We start from the raw sequence: 23,954 nt of genomic DNA on the forward strand, positions 1-23,954 counted from the left end.
CTCCTTACTTACTTCTTGGACGACGGGTGCTTGGGCCGCTGCTGGCCCTTGCGCTGTCCGGACTTGGCCTGGCGGGACGTGTTGCCGGAGTTGGCGCGGCTGGGCCGGCCGGGCTGGGCCTCGCCGGTCGGCTCCTGCGGCTTCTTCTCCAGCGAGGTCGGCTCGGCGGAGCCCTCCTCGGCCTTGTGCGAGCCGCTCACCGCGGCACCGCCCGACTGGCGCTTGGCCTTGGTCTGCCGCTTCGGCTGCTGCCGCTTGGCGACCGCGCCGCCCTCGGCCTCGGCCGTGATCGTGTCGCTCTTCACCACCGTGCCGTCGGCCTGCGGCGCGAAGCCGGCCTTGGCCAGACCGGTGACGAAGCGGCGCTCCTGCTCGTTGCGGTCGCTGCCCTTCTCGACGACCAGCTTCACGATGTTCTTCCGGCGCCGGCCGCGGACCTCGCCGTGGTGGGTGATGCTCTTCAGCAGGCGCTGCAGGTACGCGTCCTGGGCCTTGGATCCCGGGGTCGGGTTCTGGTTGATCACGTACATCTGCTGGCCCATGGTCCACACGTTGGTGGTCAGCCAGTAGATGAGGACACCGACGGGGAAGTTGATGCCCATGACGGCGAAGATCACCGGGAAGATGTACATCAGCATCTTCTGCTGCTGCATGTACGGGGTCTTCACCGAGAGGTCGACGTTCTTCGTCATCAGCTGGCGCTGCGTGAAGAACTGCGAGGCCGACATCAGAATGATCATGACCGCGGTCACGATGCGCACATCGGTCAGGGAGGCGTTGAGCGCCTCGACCTTCTCGGGGCTGTCCATGAACTTCGCCGCGATCGGGGCGCCGAAGATGTGGGCCTGACGCGCGCTGTTGACCAGCGACTGGTTGAGCTCGCCGATCTGCTCACCCTCGGCGATCTTGCTCAGCACGTGGTAGAGCGCGAAGAAGAAGGGCGACTGCGCCAGGATGGGAAGGCACGAGGAGAGCGGGTTGGTACCCGTCTCCTTGTACAGCTTCATCATCTCTTCGGACTGACGCTGCCGGTCGCTCTTGTAGCGCTCCTGGATCGCCTTCATCTTCGGCTGGAGCGCGGCCATGTTCCGGGTCGCCTTGATCTGCTTCACGAAGAGCGGGATCAGGCAGATCCGGATGAGGACCACGAGGGACACGATGGACAGGCCCCAGGCCCAGCCGGTGTCAGGGCCGAAGATCGCCCCGTACACCTTGTGGAACTGGACGATCACCCATGAGACGGGTGTGGTGATGAAGGCGAACAGACTGGCAATCGTGTCCACTAATCAGGCTCCTTGAGCATTGGGCGAGGTCTCTGCGGCCGGGCTCGTGTCGGCGGAGGACCCGCCCTTCTCGCCACGCAGTGCGTTCCGCAGCATTTCGTGCCAGCGCGGACGTTTGCGCGGGGGGACATGGTCCACGCCTCCGGGCGACCACGGGTTGCACCGCAGGATGCGCCAGGCGGTCAGGGCCGTCCCCTTGAACGCGCCATGCCGGTCGATGGCCGTGAATCCGTAGTGGGAGCACGACGGGTAGTACCGGCACACCGGCCCCAGCAGCGGGCTGATCGTCCACTGGTACAGCTTGATCAGGGCCAGCAGCGGGTACTTCATCGCGTGCCCCCTCCCAGCAACCGCTGGAGAGCGGCATCCAGGTCTCGGGCCAGCTGAGGATGATCGGCGTCGCCCGCTCCGGGCAGCGCCCGTACTACCACCAGGCTACCGGGGGGCAGCTCGGACAGCCGGTCACGGACCAGATGGCGAAGACGCCGCTTCACCTGGTTGCGGACGACCGCGCCACCCACTGCCTTGCTCACGACGAAACCCGCACGAGCCGGAGGAGCGCTCTCCCCAGGCGCGTGCGGGTCCGTAGCACCGCTGCGTAGATGGACGACGAGAAGCGGGCGTCCGGCCCGGCGTCCTCGGCGTACCGCGGTCGCGAAGTCCTCGCGCCGCCTCAGCCGATTCTCGGTAGGCAGCACGTCATGACCTGTACGCGGATCAGGCGGACAGGCGGGCGCGACCCTTGCCACGGCGGGCGGCCAGGATGGCACGGCCGGCACGGGTACGCATGCGCAGGCGGAAGCCGTGGGTCTTCGCGCGACGACGGTTGTTCGGCTGGAAGGTGCGCTTGCTCACTCGGGGGCTCCAGTAATGAATCGTGGGGTGGCGGGGCATCGCCTGGCTGTCACCGTGCGCCCACGAGTAGCTCGCAATACGCCCGAGTGCACCGCTGAACGATCACGTGAAATGATCTTTGCCCATCGGAGGCAGGCGGCAGCAGCCATCGACAACTCGACCTGGTTACGGTACGCGCGGCTACGCCATCCGGTCAAACCGGCCCCACAGGAGGGCCCGATATGCACAGGCTGTGGACAACAACTTGAACCACGTCAGCCGCCCCGACTACCGTGGCTGAACTCCTGAATCTTTTTCCGTTCTGTCCTTACCTGTCCTGACGGGCACCGGACGGACCCGACCGACCGTCCCGAGAACCACACATTCGTGGGACCAATGAGGAAGCGTGCCCCGTGGCTGACGTACCTGCTGATCTTGCCGCAGTGTGGCCACGCGTGCTCGAGCAGCTCCTCGGAGAAGGCCAGCAGGGCATCGAGCCCAAGGACAAGCAGTGGATCGAGCGCTGCCAGCCTCTCGCACTGGTGGCCGACACCGCACTCCTCGCCGTCCCCAACGAGTGGGGCAAGCGCGTCCTGGAGGGCCGGCTCGCCCCGCTGATCAGCGACACCCTCAGCCGTGAGTGCGGCCGGCCGATCCGGATCGCGATCACGGTCGACGACTCCGCCGGCGAGCCCGCGGGGCCTCCGGCGCCCCCGGCCCCGCAGCCGCAGCACCCCCGCTACGACGACCGCGGCCCCTCCGACGCGTACGACAAGTACGACGCCGGCGGCTACGGGCACCGTCCGGGCGGCGACGACCTGCCGTCGGTGCGCCCCGCCTACCCCGAGTACCAGCAGCAGCGCCCCGACCCGGGCGTCTGGCCGCACACCCAGGAGGAGCTGTCCTGGCAGCAGCCGCGGCTCGGCGGCTACCAGGAGCGCGAGGCTCCGGCCGAGCAGTGGCACGAGCCGTACGGCGGCCGCGACCGGCAGCCCTCCGCCCCGCGCTACGACGAGCGCCCCGCGCCGTACGAGCCGGGCCGGCCGGAGCGCGCCGAGCTGCCCGAGCCGCAGATCGGCCCCGGGCCCTCCGCCTCCCAGTCCGGCCCCGGGCCCCGGCACTCCTCCGGCGGCGGGCAGCAGGCCGGCGGCCCCGGCGAGCCGCACGCCCGGCTGAACCCCAAGTACCTCTTCGACACCTTCGTCATCGGCTCGTCGAACCGGTTCGCGCACGCGGCCGCGGTCGCCGTGGCCGAGGCGCCCGCCAAGGCGTACAACCCGCTGTTCATCTACGGGGAGTCGGGCCTCGGCAAGACGCACCTGCTGCACGCCATCGGGCACTACGCGCGCAGCCTCTACCCGGGCACCCGGGTGCGGTACGTGAGCTCCGAGGAGTTCACCAACGAGTTCATCAACTCGATCCGCGACGGCAAGGGCGACGCGTTCCGCAAGCGCTACCGGGATGTGGACATCCTGCTCGTCGACGACATCCAGTTCCTCGCGAGCAAGGAGTCGACGCAGGAGGAGTTCTTCCACACCTTCAACACCCTGCACAACGCGAACAAGCAGATCGTGCTCTCCTCGGACCGGCCGCCGAAGCAGCTGATGACCCTGGAGGACCGGCTGCGCAACCGCTTCGAGTGGGGTCTGACCACCGACGTGCAGCCGCCGGAGCTGGAGACGCGGATCGCGATCCTCCGCAAGAAGGCCGTGCAGGAACAGCTCAACGCCCCGCCGGAGGTCCTGGAGTTCATCGCCTCGCGGATCTCGCGGAACATCCGCGAACTGGAGGGCGCGCTGATCCGGGTGACGGCGTTCGCCTCGCTCAACCGGCAGCCGGTGGACCTCGGGCTCACCGAGATCGTGCTCAAGGACCTGATCCCGGGCGGCGAGGACTCCGCTCCGGAGATCACCGCCCCCGCCATCATGGCGTCGACGGCCGACTACTTCGGGCTGACGGTGGAGGACCTCTGCGGATCCTCGCGCAGCCGGGTCCTGGTGACGGCCCGCCAGATCGCCATGTACCTGTGCCGGGAGCTGACGGACCTGTCGCTGCCGAAGATCGGCGCCCAGTTCGGCGGGCGGGACCACACGACCGTGATGCACGCGGACCGGAAGATCCGCGCCCTGATGGCGGAGCGGCGCTCCATCTACAACCAGGTCACGGAGCTCACCAACCGCATCAAGAACGGCTGACGCGGGCCGCCGGCGCGGCCGTCACAGCGCCTCGGGACACCGTCCCGGGGCGCTTTCGCGTCTGTGGGCGCCGGTGCGCCCGTCTGTGCACACCGGCGCGCGGACCCCTGTACGGACCTGCGCTGTTCGAATACCAGCTGGTCGGACCGGGTTCTCCACAGAAGTGGGGAAGATCTTCCGTCCACAGCCTGGGGACCACCGAGTTGTCCAGTTTGTGTCCACAGCACGGCTGGGGGAATGATCATCTCAGCAGGTCACGCGGCTGTGGATTTGTGATCAACCGGGTTCCACAGACTGTGGATGAATCTGCCGTCCACAGGAGGCCCGCGAAGTTGTCCACGGGCAGCCCACAGGCCCGAGCCGGTTGTCCCCAGGTTTCCCACATCCCTGTCCACTGTTCGGCAAGGAAACACCCCGCCTCACCGGGTCGAGTGAAAGGCGTCACACCGAAGCCGAGGGTTTGGCTGTGGGGAACGTGGGGAAAGCTGGGGACAGCACTGGGGAGAAGTCACTGCCGCCTGTGCATGGGGTGTGCAGAACTTTCGGGTGTCCACAGAAACCCCGGGTTGTCCACGGCTGCCGCCCACAGGACCGGTGGACAAAAAACGAGGCCTGACCTGCACGGATCCCGTTATCCACGGTTTCCACAAGGCCTACTACTACTCCCACTCAGAGTTACCGGGGAATCCGCTTCGAAGTCGGTGCTGTGCACAACTCGAGGCCGGACCGCCAGGCGCGGCTCGTCACGACTTGACCCCGAGCCGCACCGAGTGTCGGTGGCGTACGTCAGACTGGATCCCTGCCAGTCGACGAAGAGCCAGCAACAGCAGGAGGCGGTTCCGGTGAAGATCCGGGTGGAGCGCGATGTACTCGCGGAGGCGGTGGCCTGGGTGGCCCGGAGCCTCCCGGCCCGTCCGCCGGCGCCCGTGCTCGCGGGCCTTCTGCTGAAGGCCGAGGACGGCGCGCTGAGCTTCTCCAGCTTCGACTACGAGGTCTCGGCGCGGGTATCGGTCGAGGCCGAGGTCGAGGAGGACGGCACGGTCCTGGTCTCCGGCCGCCTGCTCGCCGACATCTGCCGCGCCCTCCCCAACCGCCCCGTCGAGATCTCCACAGACGGTGTACGGGCGACCGTGGTCTGCGGCTCCTCCCGCTTCACCCTCCACACCCTGCCTGTGGAGGAGTACCCGGCGCTGCCGCAGATGCCGACCGCGACCGGCACCGTCCCCGGCGAGGTCTTCGCCGCGGCCGCCGCCCAGGTGGCCATCGCCGCCGGCCGTGACGACACCCTGCCGGTGCTGACCGGTGTGCGCATCGAGATCGAGGGCGACACGGTCACCCTGGCCTCCACCGACCGCTACCGCTTCGCGGTCCGCGAGTTCCTGTGGAAGCCGGAGTCCCCGGACGCCTCCGCCGTCGCCCTGGTGCCCGCGAAGACGCTGCTGGACACGGCCAAGTCGCTGACCAGCGGCGACACCGTCACCCTGGCGCTCTCCGGCTCCGGCGCGGGCGAGGGCCTGATCGGTTTCGAGGGCGCGGGCCGACGGACCACCACGCGTCTGCTCGAGGGTGACCTGCCCAAGTACCGCACGCTCTTCCCGACCGAGTTCAACTCCGTCGCCGTGATCGAGACCGCCCCGTTCGTCGAGGCCGTCAAGCGTGTGGCCCTGGTCGCCGAGCGGAACACCCCGGTGCGGCTCAGCTTCGAGCAGGGCGTGCTGATCCTGGAGGCCGGCTCCAGCGACGACGCACAGGCTGTGGAACGTCTGGACGCGCAACTGGAGGGCGACGACATCTCGATCGCCTTCAACCCGACCTTCCTGCTGGACGGCCTGAGCGCCATCGACTCCCCGGTGGCCCAGCTCTCGTTCACCACGTCCACCAAGCCCGCGCTGCTGAGCGGCAAGCCGGCACTCGACGCGGAGGCGGACGAGGCGTACAAGTACCTGATCATGCCGGTGCGGCTGAGCGGCTGACGCCCTCTGCCGGGGGTCCGGAGGTCGCGTCGACTGAGCGGCTGACCCCACAGGTGTGCACGCGGGTCCGGGCGTAGGCTCGGACCCGGGTACAACCGCACACGACGCTTAAGGAATCTCTGATGGAGCTCGGTCTCGTCGGTCTCGGCAAGATGGGCGGCAACATGCGTGAGCGCATCCGCCGCGCAGGCCACACCGTCATCGGATACGACCGCAACCCGGACCTCGCGGATGTCCACAGCCTCGAGGAGCTTGTGGGCAAGCTCAAGGGCCCGCGCGTCGTGTGGGTCATGGTCCCCGCGGGCCAGGCGACCCAGTCGACCATCGACGAGCTGGCCGAGCTGCTCTCGCCCGGCGACGTCGTCGTCGACGGCGGCAACTCGCGCTGGACCGACGACGAGAAGCACGCGAAGGAGCTCGCCGAGAAGGGCATCGGCTTCGTCGACTGCGGCGTCTCCGGCGGCGTCTGGGGCCTGGAGAACGGCTACGCGCTGATGTACGGCGGCGACGCCGAGCACGTGGCCCGCGTCCAGCCGGTCTTCGACGCGCTGAAGCCCGAGGGCCCGTACGGCTCGGTCCACGCGGGCAAGGTCGGCGCCGGCCACTTCGCGAAGATGGTCCACAACGGCATCGAGTACGCGATGATGCAGGCCTACGCCGAGGGCTGGGAGCTCCTGGAGAAGGTCGACTCGGTCACCGACGTCCGCGAGGTCTTCCGGTCGTGGCAGGAGGGCACGGTCATCCGCTCGTGGCTGCTCGACCTGGCGGTCAACGCGCTGGACGAGGACGAGCACCTCGACAAGCTGCGCGGTTACGCCGAGGACTCCGGCGAGGGCCGGTGGACGGTCGAGGCCGCCATCGACAACGCGGTGCCGCTGCCGGCGATCACCGCCTCGCTGTTCGCGCGGTTCGCCTCGCGTCAGGACGACTCCCCGCAGATGAAGATGATCGCCGCGCTGCGCAACCAGTTCGGCGGCCACGCGGTCGAGACGAAGAAGTAATCCACAGGCTGTGCACCCGGCGGTGCACAGCAGCCGGGGGAAGGTCGGCGCACACCATGCACGTCACGCATCTGTCGCTGGCCGACTTCCGCTCCTACGCCCGGGTCGAGGTGCCCCTCGATCCGGGCGTCACCGCGTTCGTGGGGGCGAACGGCCAGGGCAAGACCAATCTCGTCGAGGCGGTCGGCTATCTCGCCACCCTCGGCAGCCACCGCGTCGCCTCGGACGCGCCCCTGGTGCGGATGGGCGCCGAGCGGGCGATCATCCGGGCCGCGGTGACGCAGGGCGAGCGCTCCCAGCTGGTGGAGCTGGAGCTCAACCCCGGGCGGGCCAACCGGGCCCGCATCAACAGGTCCTCGCAGGTCAAGCCGCGGGACGTGCTGGGGATCGTGCGGACGGTGCTCTTCGCGCCGGAGGACCTGGCGCTGGTGAAGGGCGACCCCGGGGAGCGCCGGCGGTTCCTGGACGAGCTGATCACGGCGCGCTCCCCGCGGATGGCGGGCGTGCGGTCCGACTACGAGCGGGTGCTCAAGCAGCGCAACACGCTGCTGAAGTCCGCGGCGATGGCCCGGCGGCACGGCGGACGGTCCATGGACCTGTCCACCCTCGACGTGTGGGACCAGCACCTCGCCCGGGCGGGCGCGGAACTGCTGGCCCAGCGGCTGGACCTGATCGCCACGCTGCAGCCGCTGGCGGACAAGGCGTACGAGCAGCTGGCGCCGGGCGGCGGACCGGTCCAGCTGGAGTACCGGCCCTCCGCGCCGGGCGCCGGTCACACCCGTGAGGAGCTGTACGGCCAGCTGATCGCCGCGCTGGCGGACGTGCGCAAGCAGGAGATCGAGCGCGGCGTCACGCTGGTGGGCCCGCACCGCGACGAGCTGCTGCTCAAGCTGGGCGAGCTGCCGGCGAAGGGGTACGCGAGCCACGGCGAGTCCTGGTCGTACGCGCTGGCGCTGCGGCTCGCCTCGTACGACCTGCTGCGCTCCGAGGGCAACGAACCGGTGCTGGTGCTCGACGACGTGTTCGCGGAGCTGGACGCGCGGCGCCGGGAGCGGCTGGCGGAGCTGGTCGCGCCGGGCGAGCAGGTGCTGGTCACGGCGGCGGTGGACGACGACGTGCCGGGGGTTCTGGCCGGGGCGCGGTACGAGGTGTCCGGCGGAGAGGTACGGCGGGTATGAGCGAGGAGCGTCGTCCCCAGGCTGGGGACAAGTCTGTGACTCCCGAGCCCTCGGGTGTGGATCTCGCCCGGGTCGCGCTGCGCGCGGCGAAGGAGCAGGCGCGGGCGCGGGGCGCGGCGGCGCAGCAGAAGAAGCAGGCGCGGCGCGGGGGCGGGCTGCGGTCGGGCGCGCACGCGGACGGGCGTGACCCGATGGCGCTCGGCGCGGCGATCAACCGGCTGATCACCGAGCGCGGCTGGGAGACGCCGGCGGCGGTGGGCGGGGTGATGGGGCGCTGGCCGCAGATCGTGGGCGAGGACCTGGCGAAGCACTGTGTGCCGCTCCGGTACGACGAGGAGCCCGACGCCCGGGTGCTGACGGTGCAGTGCGACTCCACGGCGTGGGCCACGCAGCTGCGGCTGCTGGCACCCCGGCTGGTGGCCCGGCTGAACGAGGACCTGGGACACGGGACGGTGCGGGTGATCAAGGTGCTGGGGCCCTCCGCGGGGCCCCGGCGGTACGGGTCGCTGCGGGCGCCGGGGTCGGTGGGCCCGGGGGACACGTACGGCTAGCCGCTCCTGCGGTGCGGGTCACGTACAGGTGCGGAGCACGCCCGCGAAGGGTGCCGCCCGGTTATGCCCACCCCTTTCTCCCGGGAGGATCCACCTCCTCCTCCAGGGCGGAAGCGACTGCCCGCGGCGGGCCAGGACCGGTCCCGCGAAAATGCGGCGCTACCCCCACAGCAAGGTGTCACCGCTCGAAGCGCTGGGTGGCCGTCAGAGCCCTCTGGAGCCCCTGTCCGTATATGGGGAGTCGTCTCGCTCCCGCTCAGGGCGGCACATGAGCATTCAGGTACCGGCAAACCCCCATGAGTGTCAGTGGTACCGGTAGACTGGAAGACAATCCCGCCACCCTGCGGAACATGTCGAACGACGCAGCCGCTCCCGCATGCCAGGAGACGGCCTGTGCTGTGCCAGAAAGGGCGCTTCGTGGCCGATTCCGGCAACCCCAACGAGAACAACCAGTACACCGCCAGCAACATCCAGGTCCTCGAGGGTCTGGATGCGGTGCGCAAGCGCCCTGGCATGTACATCGGCTCGACCGGAGAGCGCGGCCTGCACCACATGGTGCAGGAGGTCGTCGACAACTCGGTCGACGAAGCCCTGGCCGGGCACGCGGACACCATCGACGTCACGATCCTGGCCGACGGCGGCGTACGCGTCGTCGACAACGGCCGCGGCATCCCGGTCGGCATCGTCCCGTCCGAGGGCAAGCCGGCCGTCGAGGTCGTGTTGACCGTGCTGCACGCGGGCGGCAAGTTCGGCGGCGGCGGCTACGCGGTCTCCGGCGGTCTGCACGGCGTCGGCGTGTCCGTCGTGAACGCCCTGTCCACGAAGGTCGCCGTCGAGGTCAGGACCGACGGCCACCGCTGGACGCAGGACTACAAGATGGGCGCCCCGACCGCGCCCCTCGCGAAGCACGAGGCGACCGACGAGACCGGCACCTCGGTCACCTTCTGGGCCGACCCGGACATCTTCGAGACGACCGAGTACTCCTTCGAGACGCTCTCGCGCCGCTTCCAGGAGATGGCCTTCCTCAACAAGGGCCTCACCATCACGCTCACCGACGAGCGCGAGTCCGCGAAGGCCACGGTCGGCGCCGACGACCCGGACGCGGAGGCCGCCGCCGAGCCGGCCGCGCGCACGGTGAAGTACCACTACGAGGGCGGCATCGTCGACTTCGTGAAGTACCTCAACTCGCGCAAGGGCGAGCTGATCAACCCCACCGTCATCGACATCGAGGCCGAGGACAAGGAGCGCATGCTCTCGGTCGAGATCGCGATGCAGTGGAACTCGTCCTACACCGAGGGCGTGTACTCCTTCGCGAACACGATCCACACCCATGAGGGCGGTACGCACGAGGAGGGCTTCCGCGCCGCGCTGACGACGCTCGTCAACAAGTACGCGCGCGACAAGAAGCTGCTCCGCGAGAAGGACGACAACCTCACCGGCGACGACATCCGCGAGGGTCTGACCGCGATCATCTCGGTCAAGCTGGGCGAGCCGCAGTTCGAGGGCCAGACGAAGACCAAGCTCGGCAACACCGAGGCCAAGACCTTCGTGCAGAAGGTCGTCTTCGAGCACCTCACCGACTGGTTCGACCGGAACCCGAACGAGGCCGCGGACATCGTCCGCAAGGGCATCCAGGCCGCCACCGCCCGGGTGGCCGCCCGCAAGGCGCGCGACCTGACCCGCCGCAAGGGCCTGCTGGAGTCGGCGTCCCTGCCGGGCAAGCTGTCCGACTGCCAGTCGAACGACCCGGTCAAGTGCGAGATCTTCATCGTCGAGGGTGACTCCGCAGGCGGCTCCGCCAAGTCCGGCCGCAACCCGATGTACCAGGCCATCCTGCCGATCCGAGGCAAGATCCTGAACGTCGAGAAGGCCAGGGTCGACAAGATCCTGCAGAACGCCGAGGTCCAGGCGCTGATCTCCGCCTTCGGCACCGGTGTGCACGAGGACTTCGACATCGAGAAGCTCCGCTATCACAAGATCATCCTGATGGCGGACGCCGACGTCGACGGTCAGCACATCAACACCCTGCTGCTCACCTTCCTCTTCCGCTTCATGCGGCCGCTGATCGAGCACGGGCACGTCTTCCTCTCCCGCCCGCCGCTCTACAAGATCAAGTGGGGCAAGGACGACTTCGAGTACGCGTACTCGGACCGCGAGCGCGACGCCCTGGTCGAGCTGGGCAAGCAGAACGGCAAGCGGATCAGGGAAGACTCGATCCAGCGCTTCAAGGGTCTCGGCGAGATGAACGCCGAGGAGCTGCGCGTCACCACCATGGACGTCGAGCACCGCGTGCTCGGCCAGGTCACCCTGGACGACGCCGCGCAGGCCGACGACCTGTTCTCGGTGCTGATGGGCGAGGACGTCGAGGCACGCCGCTCGTTCATCCAGCGCAACGCCAAGGACGTTCGCTTCCTCGACATCTGAGTCGGTCTCAGCTGACCGTACGAAAGGACTGACGACCAGCAATGGCCGACGAAAACACCCCTGTGACCACCGAAGAAGAAGAGGGTCCGGAGCTGCGGATCGAGCCCGTCGGGCTCGAGACCGAGATGCAGCGCTCGTACCTCGACTACGCGATGTCCGTCATCGTGTCCCGCGCGCTGCCCGACGTCCGGGACGGTCTGAAGCCGGTCCACCGGCGCGTGCTGTACGCGATGTACGACGGGGGCTACCGGCCCGAGAAGGGCTTCTACAAGTGCGCCCGCGTCGTCGGCGACGTCATGGGCACGTACCACCCGCACGGCGACACCTCGATCTACGACGCCCTCGTCCGGCTCGCCCAGCCCTGGTCGATGCGGATGCCGCTGGTCGACTCCAACGGCAACTTCGGCTCCCCGGGCAACGACCCGGCCGCCGCCATGCGCTACACCGAGTGCAAGATGGCGCCGCTGTCGATGGAGATGGTCCGGGACATCGACGAGGAGACCGTCGACTTCCAGGACAACTACGACGGCCGCAACCAGGAGCCGACCGTCCTGCCGGCCCGGTTCCCGAACCTGCTGGTCAACGGCTCCGCCGGTATCGCGGTCGGCATGGCCACCAACATCCCGCCGCACAACCTGCGCGAGGTCGCCGAGGGCGCCCAGTGGTACCTGGCCCACCCCGAGGCCGGCCACGAGGAGCTCCTCGACGCGCTCATCGAGCGGATCAAGGGCCCCGACTTCCCGACCGGCGCGCTCGTCGTCGGCCGCAAGGGCATCGAGGAGGCGTACCGCACCGGCCGCGGCTCCATCACGATGCGCGCCGTGGTCGAGGTCGAGGAGATCCAGAACCGCCAGTGCCTGGTGGTCACGGAGCTTCCGTACCAGGTCAACCCGGACAACCTCGCGCAGAAGATCGCCGACCTGGTGAAGGACGGCAGGATCGGCGGCATCGCCGACGTCCGCGACGAGACCTCCTCCCGGACCGGCCAGCGCCTGGTCATCGTGCTCAAGCGCGACGCGGTCGCCAAGGTCGTCCTCAACAACCTGTACAAGCACACCGACCTGCAGACGAACTTCGGCGCCAACATGCTGGCGCTCGTCGACGGCGTGCCGCGCACCCTCTCCCTCGACGCGTTCATCCGCCACTGGGTGACGCACCAGATCGAGGTCATCGTGCGCCGGACCCGCTTCCGGCTGCGCAAGGCCGAGGAGCGCGCCCACATCCTGCGCGGTCTGCTCAAGGCGCTGGACGCGATCGACGAGGTCATCGCGCTCATCCGGCGCAGCGACACGGTCGACGTCGCCCGCGAGGGCCTGATGGGCCTGCTGGAGATCGACGAGATCCAGGCCAACGCGATCCTGGAGATGCAGCTCCGCCGGCTCGCCGCCCTGGAGCGCCAGAAGATCGTCGCGGAGCACGACGAGCTCCAGGCGAAGATCAACGAGTACAACGCGATCCTGGCCTCGCCGGAGAAGCAGCGCAGCATCGTCAGCGAGGAGCTGGCGGCGCTGGTCGAGAAGTTCGGCGACGACCGCCGGTCCAAGCTGGTGCCGTTCGACGGCGACATGTCCATCGAGGACCTGATCGCCGAGGAGGACATCGTCGTCACGATCACGCGCGGCGGCTATGTGAAGCGGACCAAGACCGAGGACTACCGCTCGCAGAAGCGCGGCGGCAAGGGCGTGCGCGGCACGAAGCTGAAGCAGGACGACATCGTCGACCACTTCTTCGTCACCACCACGCACAACTGGCTGCTGTTCTTCACCAACAAGGGCCGCGTGTACCGGGCCAAGGCGTACGAGCTGCCGGACGCCGGCCGCGACGCCCGCGGCCAGCACGTGGCGAACCTGCTGGCCTTCCAGCCGGACGAGCAGATCGCCGAGATCCTCGCGATCCGCGACTACGAGGCCGCGCCGTACCTGGTGCTCGCCACCAAGGCCGGTCTGGTGAAGAAGACCGCGCTGAAGGACTACGACTCGCCCCGCTCCGGCGGCGTCATCGCCATCAACCTGCGCGAGCGGGAGGACGGCAGCGACGACGAGCTGATCGGCGCGGAGCTGGTGTCCGCCGAGGACGACCTGCTGCTCATCAGCAAGAAGGCGCAGTCGATCCGGTTCACCGCCTCGGACGACGCGCTGCGCCCCATGGGCCGTGCCACCTCCGGTGTCAAGGGCATGAGTTTCCGCGAGGACGACGAGCTGCTCTCGATGAACGTCGTCCGGCCCGGTACGTTCGTCTTCACCGCCACCGACGGCGGGTACGCGAAGCGGACCGCCGTCGACGAGTACCGCGTCCAGGGTCGCGGCGGCCTCGGCATCAAGGCCGCCAAGATCGTGGAGGACCGCGGTTCGCTCGTGGGCGCGCTGGTGGTCGAGGAGACCGACGAGATCCTCGCCATCACGCTGTCCGGCGGTGTGATTCGCACGCGCGTCAATGAAGTCAGGGAGACCGGCCGTGACACCATGGGCGTCCAGCTGATCAATCTGGGGAAGCGGGATGCCGTCGTCGGCATCGCGCGGAACGCCGAGGCGGGCAGCGAGGCCGCGGAGGTCGACGGCGAGGACGCGGAGGGCGTCGTGGCCGGCGACGGTGCCGAGGCGGCTGCCACGGTCGAGACGGCCGGGGACACGGAGTCCTCGGCCGGGGAGCACGAGGAGTAGAGCGTGAGTGGAGCCATGGGCGCCGGATCGGCCGCTGCTGGAGCTGCTGCTGGAGCGAACGGTGCCCGTGGCCCCGCCACGGACTCCCAGGGGGTGGGCGTGTCATACGGAGACAACGGTCCGCTGCCCGGTGAGCGCCCCGGGGGCGCTCAGGCGGCGCAGCCGTACCACCCGCCGCAGGCGTACCCGGGCCAGCAGGCCCCGGCCGCCGGCGCGGCGGTGCGGCGGCCGCGTACGGGGGCCCGGACGACGCCCCGCACGCGCAAGGCGCGGCTGCGGGTGGCGAAGGCCGACCCGTGGTCGGTGATGAAGGTGAGCTTCCTGCTCTCCATCGCGCTGGGCATCTGCACGGTCGTCGCGGCGGCGGTGCTGTGGATGGTCATGGACGCCATGGGCGTCTTCTCGACCGTCGGCGGGACGATCAGCGAGGCGACCGGCTCCAACGAGTCCAACGGCTTCGACCTGCAGTCCTTCCTGTCGCTGCCGCGCGTCCTGATGTTCACCTCGGTGATCGCGGTCATCGACGTCGTCCTGATGACCGCCCTGGCGACCCTCGGCGCGTTCATCTACAACCTGGCCGCGGGTTTCGTCGGCGGTGTCGAGCTGACGCTGGCCGAGGACGAGTGACCTGCGCAGGGGCCGGCCCGCAGCTCCTCGGGGGGCCGCGGACAACCGATTTTGGGACTGGCCCCCACGTGCGCTAATCTTCAGGAGTCAGCGCGCGGGACACACACCGCAGAGCGCGGCGGGGCTATAGCTCAGTTGGTTAGAGCGCATCCCTGATAAGGATGAGGCCACAGGTTCAAATCCTGTTAGCCCCACAGATCGATCGGCCCGGACGGAACTTCCCGCCCGGGCCGATCGTTTTATGCCGTGAGGCCCGGGGCCGCGAGGTGATGGATACCTCGAGGCAGGTCACCGATCGGTATCGATCGGTGTGTATAGTCGGGCGCCAGAAGTCCTCATACGTCAAGGAAAGACGAGGTCGCGCGGTGAAGAAGCTTCTCCTGGTCGCACTGGCCGCCATCGGCGGGCTCCTCGTGTACCGCCAGATCCAGGCGGATCGCGCCGAGCAGGATCTGTGGACGGAGGCGACCGACTCCGTGCCCGCAGGTTCGGGTGTGTGAGACGCGCACAGTCTGTCGATGAAGCCCTGGTCGCTCGAAGCGGCCGGGGCTTCTCGCTGTTCCAGGACCGTGACGGCCACCGTCTTGAGTTCGCCCACGCAAATCATTAGCTTGCAAGGGCAAAGTTGCGTGGTCACGGTCAAGTGAGTTCGCCGGGGCGCGCAGACAGCACGGGAGCGGGCGGGGCAGGATGGACCGGCACCACGGAGACGACGAGGAGAAGCGCGTGACGACGCAGCGCAACCGGACAGTGCGCGGCACGGGCCGTGCGACCGCGGCCGCGGTGGCGGCGCTCTGCGCGGTGGCCGCACTGCCCGGGCCGGCCTGGGCGGCCGGTGAGGCCCCGTACGCGTACGACAGCGCCGCGCAGCGGGTCAAGGGCGCGGCGACGACGACGGACTCGCCGCGGCTGAAGGCCGGTTCGGTCTACCGCGACAGCATCGCGCGGGACGGCAAGCTCTACTACCGGGTCGACCTGGACGGGGTGCACCACGCGTACGTCTCGGTCGTGGCCGTGCCGCCGCCGGGCGCCAAGACCGACTACAGCGACGGGATCAAGGTCAGCCTGCAGGACGGCTCCGGCTCCCAGTGCGGGGCCCAGGAGACCCAGTTCGGGCCGGCGGGCTACACACGGCCCCTCACCGCGTACGCCGTCCGGGAGGTCGAGCCCGGCCACGACGGCGGCAGCTGCCAGTCCCCCGGCGCGTACTACGTGCTCGTCGAGCGGACCAGCAAGTCGGCTGCCACGCCCGAGGACTGGGGCCTGGAGATCCGGCACGTCACCGAGCCGGAGGTGAAGACGGCCGGCCCGACCGAGGCGCCCGAGGACTGGCCGTCCGCCTCCCCGCAGCCGCCCGGCGGCGGCCCGCAGAAACGGAAGGGCGGGACGAGCTTCCACGACGCCGCCAGCGTGACCGAGGGCGAGTGGCGCGACGACATCAAGCCCGGCGAGACGCTGTTCTACCGGGTGCCGGTCAACTGGGGGCAGCAGCTGTTCGCCACGGCCGAGCTGGGCAGCAGCCCGACCGGCGACGAGTACGTGAGCAACGCGCTGGTGCTGTCGCTGGACAACCCGGCCGGCGGCCACGTCGACGACAACACGCTCTCGTACAACGGCAAGCAGGCGACGCTCGCCCTCGACCCGAATCCGCCGGTCGCCTACGCGAACCGGTTCGACTCCGACAACAGCGTCAGCGCCGTCCGGTTCGCCGGCTGGTACTACCTGTCGGCGACGCTGAACCCGGACCTGGCGGCGGAGTACGGCGACAAGCCGGTGCCGCTGACGCTGCGGGTGAACGTGGTCGGCAAGGCGAACAACGGGCCCGGGTACGTCGGCGACCCCGGCCCGTTCGCGGTCACCGACGACGACCGGGACGCGGCCGCCAGCGGGCAGAGCGGCGCGGAGGCCGAGGCGACGAGCGGGACGATGAAGGTGGTCGCGGCGACGGGGATCGGCGCGGGCGCCGTGCTGCTGCTCGGGCTCGGCGGCTGGACGCTGGCCGCCCGGCGGCGCGCGGCCCAGGAGGCGGCCGCGGCACGGACGGCCCAGGGGCCGACGCAGTACGGGCCGCCGCCGGCCTGGTAGGCCCGTGGGGCGGCCGGCTCAGACCTGGGTGAGGGCCCAGACGCCGACCGCCAGGCACAGCAGCGCGACGATCAGCACCGGGACCGCCACCTTCGGGGGCGGTCCCGGTCGTGTGCGCGGGGCCGGTGGCGCGGCCGGGCGGGGCTGCGCGGGCACGGCGGCCGTGGGGCCCTGCACGGGGGCGTGCGCCGTGTACTGACGGGTCGCCGGCTGGTCGTACGGCACGGCGGAAGTGGGGGCCTGGGCGAAGTCCGCCGCGGCGCCGGCCGTCGGGCCGTACTCCGCCGCGGCGGCGGGGTGGGGGGCGGCCGGGTGCGAGGGCACCGGGGCCGGCGGGTGCGCGTGGGCGGCCAGGGGGTGCGCCGGCGGGGTGGGGGACGCCTGGTACGGCGCGGGAGCCGGTGCCTGGGCCTGAGGCTGGGCGGCCTGTGCGGGAGGCGGGGGCAGGTGGAAGCCGCCGGTCTCGGACGTGCTCGCGGCGGACGGGGCCTCCGGCGGCGCGGCGGCGCGCGCCGGAGCGGCGGCCTCCGGCCCGTTCGGGCCGAAACCGGCCGGCAGCGGGCCGAGTTGGTCGAAGACCTCGACCGGCTCCTCGTCCGGACCGGGCTCGGGCAGCAGCTCCACCTCCGTGGCCAGCGCCTTGCGCGCGCCGGTCGCGGACCGGAACCGGGCCTGCGGGTCCGGCTGCAGCAGCCCCGCGAGCACCCGCCACAGCGGCTCCGGGATGCCCTGCGGGGCCCCGGGCGTGCCGTGCGCGGTGAAGTGGTCGACGAGGGCCTGCGCGTCGGGCTTGGTGCCCTGCAACAGGTACAGCGCCACCAGGCCGACCGCGAACAGGTCGGCGGTGAAGTCGGGCTCCGCGCCCATCAGCTGCTCCGGCGCGAAGTAACCGGGCGTCCCCACGACGTAGTTCGTCTCGGTGAGCCGCGGCTCGCCCTTGCGCATGGAGATGCCGAAGTCGGACAGCCGCAGATGCGGCCGCCCGGTTCCGGTGGCCTCCAGCAGCACGTTCGCCGGCTTGATGTCGCGGTGCACGACCCCCTCCGCGTGCACCGCGGCCAGACCGGACAGCAGCTGGTCGAGCAGGACGCAGACGAAGCGCGGCGGAAGCGGGCCGTAGTCGCCGATGAGGTGCGCCAGCGAGCCGCCGCTCACCAGGTCCATGGTGAACAGCACCTTGTCGTCGTCGGCCGCCCAGCTGGCCGGGGCCAGGACGTGCGGGTGGTCGATCCTCAGTGCCTGCTCGCGGACGAAACGCAGCAAGGTGTGCGCGTCGCTCTGCTGGAGCACCTTCGCGGCCACGTAGCGCCGCCGGCGGTGGTCCCAGGCGCGCCACACCGCGCCCACGCCGCCGCGTCCGATCGGGTCGACCAGTTCGTACCGGCCCGCGAAGACCTCACCCATTGCGCTGCGCCCGCTCCCGTCGTGCCGTGTCGGCGTCAGTTCTGGTGCGACTCGTAGTGCGAGACCGCGTCGGAGGTACGGCCCGCGCCGTACACCCGGAGGAACTCTGCCAGCTCCGGATGCGTCGGGGCGAGGGAGTCCGCCGCGTCGATGATGTCGCCGGCCGCCGCGACCGAGCGCAGCAGCGACTGGATCTCGCGGACCACCCGGCGGACGGTCGGCGCGCCCGAGCTGTTCGTCGTCTGGCTGGTGGCGGTGAGGACCGAGCCGCCTTGCGACTTCTTGATCTCCTCCATGCGGTCGGTGGCCTCGGCGGCGCTGACGCTGCCGTCGGCGACCTGGCTCGCCAGCTCCTGGAGCGCCTGGACGCGCTGGACGACCGCCGGGTTGCCGATCTTGGCCCGCTGGCCGCTCATCAACTGGGACAGCATGGGCGCGGACAGGCCGAGTACGGCCGCGAGCCGGGCCTGGTTGAGCCCCAGATCGTCGATCAGCCGGCGGAAGAGCGCCCCCAGCGGCTCTCCGTACCAACTGCGCTGAAGCTCTCTGGCTCTTGCCGTGGCTTCCTGCTGCGCTGCATCCATTGCTTCTCCCCATCCCTGCGGTTCGCCACTGCGAACCTCGCCAAGCATCTTACGGAGAGTGCTCGCGCACCGGGAGCCCCAATGTTTTTGCCGGATCGGGGGGGTGACCCGGTAGTCTGGTCTGCGGCGCGGCCCGGTTCCGGTGAGGACCGGTCGCCGACGTCTTTCGGGGCCTTAGCTCAGTTGGTAGAGCGCTGTCTTTGCATGGCAGATGTCAGGGGTTCGACTCCCCTAGGCTCCACTTCCTCACATGCCCTCTGATCTGCGAAAACGCGGATCAGAGGGCATGTGTGCGTGTCTGCGGGCTCAGCCCTGGGCGCCGTGGACCTCAGCGCAGGGTGAGCGGTGTCTCGGAGCCCACGTGGGTGAGCTTCTCGGGGTTGCGGACGTAATACAGGCCGGTGATGCGGGCGTCCTCGACGCGCAGGGCCATCACGCCGTCCAGCTCGCCGTTCACGTGGACGGTGAGCGCCGGGCCGCCGTTGACCTCCGTCGGCTCGGTGGTGATCGTGACGCCGTGCTTGGCGGTGCCGCCGAGGTAGAAGCGGACCACCTTCTCCGCGCCGACGACGGGCCGCAGCGCGGCCCGCTTCACCCCGCCGCCGTCGCTGACCAGCACGACCTGCGGGGCGAGCACGTCGAGGAGCTCCTGCGGGTCGCCCGTCTCCAGGGCGCGGCGGAAGGAGTCGAGCGCCGCCCGGGCCACGCTCGGGGAGGCGGTGCGGCGGGGGCGGCGGGCGTCGACGTGCCGGCGGGCGCGGTGGGCGATCTGCCGGACGGCCGCCGGGGTCTTGCCGACGGCCTCGGCGATCTCGTCGTAGTCGGTCTCGAAGACCTCCCGGAGCACGAAGACGGCCCGCTCGGTCGGGGAGAGGCTCTCCAGGACCAGCATCATCGCCATCGACACGCTCTCCACCAGCTCGACGTCCTCGGCGACGTCGGGCGCGGTGAGCATCGGCTCCGGCAGCCACTGCCCCACGTACGCCTCCCTGCGGCGCTTCAGGGTGCGCAGCCGGTTGAGCGCCTGACGGGTCGTGATGCGGACCAGGTAGGCGCGGTCGTCGGTGACCTGGTCCGGGTCGACCTTGACCCAGCGCAGCCAGGTCTCCTGCAGGACGTCCTCCGCGTCGGCCGCGGAGCCCAGTACCTCGTACGCGACGGTGAAGAGCAGATTGCGGTGCTCGACGAACATGTCGGTCGCCCGGTCGGTGGCCCGGTCGGTCATGGCTCTCCCCCTTCCTCGGCGGCCGTCAGGCCGCGCGCTCGGCGGCCCCGGCGTCCGCCACGGCCTCGGTCGGGGCGGCCGGCGCCGCGCCGCGGGCGGCCAGCAGCGTACGGCGGTGCTTGTCGTCCCGGAGCCAGGAGTGCGAACCCGGCTTGCCGGCGCCGGGCACCTGGGGAGCGGTGCTGCCGCTGCCGGCCGCGTAGATCAGGTAGTCGTACGCGAGGGCGTCGCCGTTCGAGAGGGTGACGCGCCGTCCGGCCGCGTCGATGCGGGTCACGGTGTCCACGACGAGGCGGACGTCGTCCGCCAGGACCGCGGCGTAGTCGACGACGGCCTCGTGGGTCCCGGCGACCAGCTGGTGCAGGCGCAGGCGCGGGACGAAGGTCCGGCGCGGGTTGATCACGGTCACCGTCACGTCGGCGCGCTGCGTCAGGCGATTGGCGGCCATGACTCCGGCGTATCCGCCGCCGATCACGACGACGTCCGTGTGCTCGGCCATGGTGTGTCTCCTCCGTCGCCTCTGGGTCCGTCTCCCAGGGGGTTCGGCATCAAGACACCGGTCGGGTCATGTCTGTGACTTTTTGTGACTCACGTCACTTCAAACGGGCCGTTCCGCGGCGGGCCAGTCGCCGGTGCTCCAGGCGCGCTGCTCCTCGCCGCCGCCCCGGTGCGCGGCGAGCGCGGCCGGCAGATCGGGGTGCCCCGGTATCGGCGGGCAGCCGCCGTCGGGCGCCGCGGCCAGCTCCAGGCTCCGCCCCTGCGCCGCCAGCCGGGCCGCCGCCTCGGCGACCGCGGCGCGGCCGCCGTCGGACCAGCCCCGCAGGCTGGTCAGGTCGAGGATGACCGGCCCGGTGCCGCGGGCCACCGCCCAGCCCACCGCGCCCGCGAAGCGGCCCACGGCGTCCGTGCCGAGGAACCCGGCCAGGGACAGCACGCCCAGGTCCGGCTGGATGGTGTAACGCCACTCGATGGTCATGGCAGCTCTCTCGTCGGGGGACGGTGTTCGCAGAGACGCTCTCCGTGGGGGACGGTCATTATGCATTTCGCCCTGTGAGAGGCGGTGGGAGCGCCCGGGGAACGGGACGGGAGCGGCTTCGCCCGGCCCTTGAGTGGCCCAGTCTCCGGGCCGCCGAGTGGACCAGGTCGGCGGGCCAGTGCCGCCCTACCGTCATGGACATGGCCCTCAGACTCCTGCCCCCGCCCGGAGCGCCCCGCGCGCTCGCCGCCGCGCAGCTGAGCAACTCCGTCGGCGACGGCGCCTTCTACGTCTGCTCCGCGCTGTACTTCTCCCGGATCGTCGGGCTGTCCGCGGGCCAGATCGGCCTCGCCCTCACGCTCGCCTGGGCCGTCGGCTCCCTCGCCGGGGTCCCGCTGGGCCACCTGGCCGACCGGCGCGGGGCGCGCGGCACCGCGGTGGTCCTCGCGCTGCTGACCGCAGGCGCCGTCGCGGCGTTCCTCTTCATCCGCTCGTACGGGCCGTTCCTCGCCGCGGCCGCCGTGTACGCCACCGCCCAGTGCGGCCTGGCCGCGGCGCGGCAGGCGCTGCTCGCCGGCCTGGTGGACAAGGAGGAGCGCACCGGCGTGATGGCCCGGCTGCAGTCCACGCTCAACGCGGGCCTCGCGGTCGGCGCGGGCCTCGGCGGGCTCGCCCTGCACCTGGGCACCCGGGAGGCGTTCCTGGCGGTGTTGGCGCTGGACGTGGCGGCCTTCCTGGTCTGCGCGCTGGTCCTGGCCGGGCTGCCGCAGGTCACCGCCGCCCCCGCCCCGGCGGACGCCGGGCCCGGGTTCGCGGTGCTCAGGGACCGGCCGTACGCGGTGGTCGGCCTGCTCAACGCCGTCCTGCTGCTGCGGCTGCCGCTGCTGAGCCTGGCGCTGCCGCTGTGGATCCCGGCCCGGACGGGCGCGCCGGGCTGGACGGTCTCGGCGCTGTTCGTGCTCAACACCGCCGCCGTGATGCTCTTTCAGGTGCGCGTCGCCCGCTCGGTGACGGACCTGGCGTCGGCCACCCGCGCGGTACGGACCTCCGGCGCGCTGATGCTCGTCTCCTGCGCCGTGTTCGCGCTGTCGGCGCTCGCCCTGCCGGTCGGGGCGGCGCTCGCGGTGCTCGTCGCCGGCGCGGTGCTCCAGGTGGCGGGGGAACTGCGGCACTCCGCCGGTTCCTGGCAGCTGTCCTTCGACCTCGCTCCGGCCGGCCGGGTCGGCCAGTACCAGGGCTTCTTCGGCACCGGCGTGCCCGTCGCCCGTACGGCGGGGCCCCTGCTGGTGACGGCGCTGCTCATGACCTGGGGCGTGCCGGGCTGGTTCGTGCTGGGCGGGATCTTCCTGGTCGCGGCGCTCGCGACGGGGCCCGCGGTGCGGTGGGCCGAGGCGGCCGCGGCCCGGCGGGAGACCACGGCGGAGCGGGAGCTCGCGGCGGCGGGTTGAGCCGCACGGGTGGTGTTCATCGGAATAACTGCGCGGCTGCGGCGTCGCTCCCGGCTTTACCGGGCGGCGTACACATCATGAGAAAGGTATGTAGATCGCGCAACCCGAAATGAATCACCGCAGACCCGTCCGAATGACGCGCCGGACCCCGGCGCACCGTCGAAAGCGAGGAGCCATGGCCACCGCCAAGGTCAAGCAGTTCTGGACCGCCTTCGTCTCCGTACTCGTCGCCCTCCTGGGCGCCCTCGGATTCGCGACCCCCGCCACCGCCGCCCAGCAGCCGGCCGTCAGCCGCCCGGAGGAGCCGGCCGCCTCGGACGCCGCCGCCCGCCGCGTGCTCGCGACGGTGCCGGCGCAGACGGACCGGAGAGCGACGTTCGCCCCGTCGGCCCCGGTGGTGCGCACCAGGGCCCTGCCGCCCACCATCAAGCAGCGCATCCGCGCCGAGGCGCACAACGCCACGCCCTCGGTCCGCCATCTGCCCGCCGACGCCGCCCTGGGGACGGACCCGGTGGAGCGCACGGAGCGCACGGAGCGCGAGGGACGGGACGAGCGGGACGAGCGGGCCGAGGCCCTCGCCGGCAGCGCCGCGACGGCCTAGACGCCGGGAGCGCACAGACTCCCGGCGTCCGGACCGGTCATCCGGCCCACGCGTCCCAAGCGCCTTTGCGCCTGAGCGCCTACCCGTCCGAGCACCTGTCAGTGCTCAGCGGCGGTCGTCACGATCGGCGGCATCGGACTCGGCCTGCTTGGCCTCCACCTCGGCATCGAGGGAGCCACTGCCGTCCACGGACGACAACGGGGAACGACCGGACCCCTCGGACCCTTCGGTCCTCGCAGAACCCTCCGAGACTTCGGTGGGCGCGGGCGGCTCGACCAGCCAGTCGGGATTGGCCTGCTTGTCCCACCACTTCCACGCGGCGACGGCCCCGCCGAACAGCACCCCGAGGATCAGCACCCCCTTGGCGGCGCGTCCGGCCCTGGCCCGGCGCTCGTGCTTCCTGACCAGCTTCCGGATCTCCTTCGGCGTCACCTGACCGCGCAGCGCGGCCCAGGCGGCGGTGGAACGCTGACCGGCCTCCTCCAGGACGGGCCCGGTCGCGGCGACCGCCTGCTCGACGCGGGGAACGGTGTAGTCGGCCGCCACACGGGCGGCCTTGCGGGTACGGTCCGCGGCGGCCTGGGCGGCAGCGTCCACCCGCGGCGGTACGTGCGGGGCGAGATGCGCCCTGTACTGCGTACGGGCCTGGGCACGGGCCTGATGAGCGGCCTTGGAGACCTTCGGCACGAGTTTGGCGCGTGCCTCGTGCGCATAGAGCGCGGCCTGTTCCCTGGCCGTGTCTGCGTAGGGCGCCACCACGTCCGCGGCGTGACGCACGCTGTCCTTCGCCGAACCGGTCGCGGCGCGCACGCTGTCCATGCGGGTCACGGGATCCTCCTCCTCGGTGGCGTTTTCACGAGCTCCGGGACGCAGCCGAACGGCACGTCCCGAACAGGGCACAGTTC

At 70.9% G+C, this 23,954-nt stretch carries 22 protein-coding genes and 2 tRNA genes; 14 read left to right on the forward strand and 10 right to left on the reverse strand.

Annotated features, from left to right (window positions below):
* Window positions 1–8: 8 nt before the first annotated feature.
* From yidC to rpmH, 4 genes are read right to left on the reverse strand one after another with little or no spacing between them, the layout of a single operon-like run.
* Window positions 9–1,283: a membrane protein insertase YidC gene (gene yidC, locus ACNJ93_RS15850; protein WP_418958053.1), complete on the reverse strand. Its 1,275-nt coding sequence runs from the start codon at window positions 1,281–1,283 to the stop codon at window positions 9–11.
* 3 nt (window positions 1,284–1,286) lie between these two features.
* Window positions 1,287–1,613, reverse strand: a complete 327-nt coding sequence (yidD, locus tag ACNJ93_RS15855; RefSeq protein WP_418958054.1) for a membrane protein insertion efficiency factor YidD — start codon at window positions 1,611–1,613, stop codon at window positions 1,287–1,289.
* Window positions 1,610–1,981: a ribonuclease P protein component gene (rnpA, locus tag ACNJ93_RS15860; RefSeq protein ID WP_418958055.1), complete on the reverse strand. Its 372-nt coding sequence runs from the start codon at window positions 1,979–1,981 to the stop codon at window positions 1,610–1,612. The genes yidD and rnpA overlap by 4 nt, the downstream gene beginning before the upstream one ends.
* Window positions 1,982–2,000: 19 nt before the next feature.
* A complete protein-coding gene (gene rpmH / locus ACNJ93_RS15865; protein ID WP_125638610.1) occupies window positions 2,001–2,138 on the reverse strand; it encodes a 50S ribosomal protein L34 in 138 nt (45 codons plus the stop codon).
* Window positions 2,139–2,530: 392 nt separating this feature from the next.
* Between rpmH and dnaA the strand changes: the two genes are divergently transcribed.
* The 11 genes from dnaA (at window position 2,531) to ACNJ93_RS15920 (ending at window position 16,811) form a co-directional block, all read left to right on the forward strand.
* Window positions 2,531–4,312, forward strand: coding sequence for a chromosomal replication initiator protein DnaA (dnaA, locus tag ACNJ93_RS15870; protein ID WP_418958056.1), 1,782 nt, complete (start codon window positions 2,531–2,533; stop codon window positions 4,310–4,312).
* Window positions 4,313–5,154: 842 nt separating this feature from the next.
* The gene (dnaN, locus tag ACNJ93_RS15875; protein ID WP_418961423.1) at window positions 5,155–6,285 is read left to right on the forward strand and encodes a DNA polymerase III subunit beta; all 1,131 of its coding nucleotides are present in this window, start codon (window positions 5,155–5,157) and stop codon (window positions 6,283–6,285) included.
* Window positions 6,286–6,407: 122 nt separating this feature from the next.
* Window positions 6,408–7,286, forward strand: coding sequence for a phosphogluconate dehydrogenase (NAD(+)-dependent, decarboxylating) (gene gnd / locus ACNJ93_RS15880; RefSeq protein WP_418958057.1), 879 nt, complete (start codon window positions 6,408–6,410; stop codon window positions 7,284–7,286).
* Window positions 7,287–7,342: 56 nt separating this feature from the next.
* Window positions 7,343–8,464, forward strand: coding sequence for a DNA replication/repair protein RecF (gene recF, locus ACNJ93_RS15885; protein ID WP_418958058.1), 1,122 nt, complete (start codon window positions 7,343–7,345; stop codon window positions 8,462–8,464).
* The gene (locus tag ACNJ93_RS15890; RefSeq protein ID WP_418958059.1) at window positions 8,461–9,015 is read left to right on the forward strand and encodes a DUF721 domain-containing protein; all 555 of its coding nucleotides are present in this window, start codon (window positions 8,461–8,463) and stop codon (window positions 9,013–9,015) included. Before recF ends, ACNJ93_RS15890 begins: the two co-directional genes overlap by 4 nt.
* A 393-nt stretch (window positions 9,016–9,408) precedes the next feature.
* The gene (gene gyrB, locus ACNJ93_RS15895; RefSeq protein ID WP_418958060.1) at window positions 9,409–11,439 is read left to right on the forward strand and encodes a DNA topoisomerase (ATP-hydrolyzing) subunit B; all 2,031 of its coding nucleotides are present in this window, start codon (window positions 9,409–9,411) and stop codon (window positions 11,437–11,439) included.
* 41 nt (window positions 11,440–11,480) lie between these two features.
* The gene (gene gyrA, locus ACNJ93_RS15900; RefSeq protein WP_418958061.1) at window positions 11,481–14,099 is read left to right on the forward strand and encodes a DNA gyrase subunit A; all 2,619 of its coding nucleotides are present in this window, start codon (window positions 11,481–11,483) and stop codon (window positions 14,097–14,099) included.
* Window positions 14,100–14,102: 3 nt separating this feature from the next.
* On the forward strand, window positions 14,103–14,726 hold the full coding sequence (locus ACNJ93_RS15905) for a DUF3566 domain-containing protein (protein ID WP_418958062.1): 624 nt from the start codon (window positions 14,103–14,105) through the stop codon (window positions 14,724–14,726).
* A gap of 120 nt (window positions 14,727–14,846) precedes the next feature.
* Window positions 14,847–14,920 (forward strand) — tRNA-Ile (locus ACNJ93_RS15910).
* A gap of 171 nt (window positions 14,921–15,091) precedes the next feature.
* Entirely contained in the window at window positions 15,092–15,226 is a 135-nt protein-coding gene (locus ACNJ93_RS15915; RefSeq protein ID WP_003958712.1) for a DLW-39 family protein, read from the forward strand.
* Window positions 15,227–15,452: 226 nt separating this feature from the next.
* Window positions 15,453–16,811 carry a hypothetical protein gene (locus ACNJ93_RS15920; RefSeq protein WP_418958063.1) on the forward strand — a complete coding sequence of 453 codons (1,359 nt, stop codon included), beginning with the start codon at window positions 15,453–15,455 and terminating at the stop codon, window positions 16,809–16,811.
* 18 nt (window positions 16,812–16,829) lie between these two features.
* On the opposite strand, the gene ACNJ93_RS15925 is transcribed toward ACNJ93_RS15920, so the two are convergent.
* The gene (locus ACNJ93_RS15925) at window positions 16,830–18,215 is read right to left on the reverse strand and encodes a serine/threonine-protein kinase (protein ID WP_418958064.1); all 1,386 of its coding nucleotides are present in this window, start codon (window positions 18,213–18,215) and stop codon (window positions 16,830–16,832) included.
* A gap of 35 nt (window positions 18,216–18,250) precedes the next feature.
* Window positions 18,251–18,799 carry a helix-turn-helix domain-containing protein gene (locus tag ACNJ93_RS15930; protein WP_418958065.1) on the reverse strand — a complete coding sequence of 183 codons (549 nt, stop codon included), beginning with the start codon at window positions 18,797–18,799 and terminating at the stop codon, window positions 18,251–18,253.
* A gap of 168 nt (window positions 18,800–18,967) precedes the next feature.
* Here ACNJ93_RS15930 and ACNJ93_RS15935 point away from each other — a divergent pair.
* Window positions 18,968–19,040 (forward strand) — tRNA-Ala (locus tag ACNJ93_RS15935).
* Window positions 19,041–19,127: 87 nt separating this feature from the next.
* On the opposite strand, the gene ACNJ93_RS15940 is transcribed toward ACNJ93_RS15935, so the two are convergent.
* From ACNJ93_RS15940 to ACNJ93_RS15950, 3 genes are all read right to left on the reverse strand, one after another.
* Entirely contained in the window at window positions 19,128–20,024 is an 897-nt protein-coding gene (locus ACNJ93_RS15940; protein ID WP_418958066.1) for an RNA polymerase sigma-70 factor, read from the reverse strand.
* Between the two features lie 25 nt (window positions 20,025–20,049).
* Entirely contained in the window at window positions 20,050–20,523 is a 474-nt protein-coding gene (locus tag ACNJ93_RS15945; protein WP_418958067.1) for an FAD-dependent oxidoreductase, read from the reverse strand.
* A 99-nt stretch (window positions 20,524–20,622) separates the two neighbouring features.
* Window positions 20,623–21,000 (reverse strand): anti-sigma factor antagonist, encoded by a 378-nt coding sequence (locus tag ACNJ93_RS15950; protein WP_418958068.1) that lies wholly within the window; start codon window positions 20,998–21,000, stop codon window positions 20,623–20,625.
* 200 nt (window positions 21,001–21,200) lie between these two features.
* Here ACNJ93_RS15950 and ACNJ93_RS15955 point away from each other — a divergent pair, with 200 nt between their 5' ends.
* Both ACNJ93_RS15955 and ACNJ93_RS15960 read left to right on the forward strand, forming a co-directional pair.
* On the forward strand, window positions 21,201–22,448 hold the full coding sequence (locus ACNJ93_RS15955; protein WP_418958069.1) for an MFS transporter: 1,248 nt from the start codon (window positions 21,201–21,203) through the stop codon (window positions 22,446–22,448).
* A gap of 175 nt (window positions 22,449–22,623) precedes the next feature.
* A complete protein-coding gene (locus tag ACNJ93_RS15960; protein WP_418958070.1) occupies window positions 22,624–23,049 on the forward strand; it encodes a DUF6344 domain-containing protein in 426 nt (141 codons plus the stop codon).
* Window positions 23,050–23,154: 105 nt separating this feature from the next.
* Here ACNJ93_RS15960 and ACNJ93_RS15965 read toward each other — a convergent pair whose 3' ends face one another.
* Window positions 23,155–23,877 (reverse strand): DUF5324 family protein, encoded by a 723-nt coding sequence (locus ACNJ93_RS15965; protein WP_418958071.1) that lies wholly within the window; start codon window positions 23,875–23,877, stop codon window positions 23,155–23,157.
* Window positions 23,878–23,954: the final 77 nt, after the last annotated feature.

This window comes from Streptomyces tritici (assembly GCF_048500665.1).
Lineage (GTDB): Bacteria > Actinomycetota > Actinomycetes > Streptomycetales > Streptomycetaceae > Streptomyces > Streptomyces tritici.